The organism is Treponema endosymbiont of Eucomonympha sp. (assembly GCF_001028545.1).
Genome location: NZ_BBPW01000151.1, coordinates 1 through 1,524 on the forward strand (window position 1 = coordinate 1; position 1,524 = coordinate 1,524).

2 protein-coding genes are annotated in these 1,524 nt (G+C 62.4%); one reads left to right on the top strand and one right to left on the bottom strand.

The window, feature by feature from the left end; all coding sequences use genetic code 11:
- Positions 1-189 (top strand): 6,7-dimethyl-8-ribityllumazine synthase (locus AWU74_RS05480; RefSeq protein WP_187150870.1); only part of this gene is annotated, 189 nt, incomplete at its 5' end.
- 484 nt (positions 190-673) lie between these two features.
- Here the strand turns inward: AWU74_RS05480 and AWU74_RS05485 are convergent.
- On the bottom strand, positions 674-1,524 hold an 851-nt coding region (locus AWU74_RS05485), incomplete at its 5' end, for a PD-(D/E)XK nuclease family protein (protein WP_162504873.1).

Here is a 1,524-nt window from a genome sequence, read left to right on the forward strand (position 1 = left end):
GTCCTGACCACGGACACGATAGAGCAGGCGGTGGAGCGGGCGGGGGCGAAAGCGGGCAACAAGGGCTGGGACGCGATGATGAGCGCTATGGAAATGGCGGATTTGTTCGCAAAGCTCGACGCAAAACCGGTGCGCAAACGGCGTCCGGCGGCGGCAGACCCGACTGACGCCAGTATCGGCTCGGCATAGAGTGTTCGGCGGAGCCGAACGCCCGAGTTTGCCGCAAGCCTACGGCTTGCTGCCGAGTTTCCTCAAGAAACTCGCTTGGCATAAAAGTGAGACATAAAGGCAGCGCCTTTTGGCAGACCGACAGGAACCCGTGTCAGGCGTGATGACATAGGCGTGTCACAAACCCCGACACGGCAGAGGCTGAAATCAGTGCGCCCGAACTGCGGACAAGCAGTGGGCGTTCCCTTATCAACTCCCTGACACTACGGCCGGGCTAATAGTACGGTGCAGAGAGGCTCAAGCCTATGCGTGAAAAGTAGTTTCACCTTTATGCCGAGTTCCCTCGCACCAAACGCCTCGTTTCATGCACACGTAGGGATCCCGAACCTGCCCACGTAGAGAGTCCACCTGCCCGTGTTTCATTGCAGATAAAAAAAGGCTCTTGCCTATAGGCAAGAGCCTTTAATGTCCCGCGAGTTTGCTTACGCAAACTCGGTAGCAACGCCTACGGCGTTGCGGCAGTTTCCTCAAGAAACTCGGGCGTTACCCTGTAAGGGTAACGCCCGAACACCGTGTACGTAGTGCGGCAGGCAAAGCGGAACGCGCAGACGGCGCAGTCTTCCCAGCCGGGAGTGCGCGAGAGCGAAAAATCCCCGCTCAACACCGCGCCCGCATAGCGTTCGGCTTGGGCGGCAAACTCGTCCATAATGCGGCGGTACGGAGAGCCGGGCGCGTCGTCGCGGAAAATCGCGCCCCGCTGCGGGCTTGCCTTGCCGGTCTCTGCGTTGCACAATTCGCCGAACAGCACCAGCGGCTTCGCCTCGCCGACGCTGAAAAACAGCGCCTCGTCCGCCGGAACGCCCGCATTCCGCTCATATAACAGCGCGTATGCCGGAAGCTGAAAGTTGCGGAGCGCGGCTTTGTCCGTCTGCACGCAGTCCGCGCGGGCGGGCAGTCTGTTCGTCTTGAAATCGATAATCACCGGTTCCGCGCCCGCCGCAGGATTCCGCAGCAGCACACAGTCGATTTGCCCGCGCAGCGAATACGGCTTGCCTTCCGGCACGTACTCGAAGTCCTGCTCGACCGCCGCGACGCGGAACCCCGCGCAAAACTTCAGCAGCCCCGCCACGCAGGACTCGAGGCGCGAGAGGAACGCGCCTTTTTGCGCCCGAAGCAGCCGCGCCGACACGGGGCTGAGCGGCTTCCGTCCGCCGTTCCGTAGCCGCGCGGAAAGCTCCGGCGCGTCTAGACTGGCAAGTGTCTCCCCGCAGGCGCGTTCCAGCAGTGCCGCGTACCCGTCCGGCAATTCTCCCTCCGCACACAGCGGCGAGAGGATTCCGGCGGAACCCGCGGCAG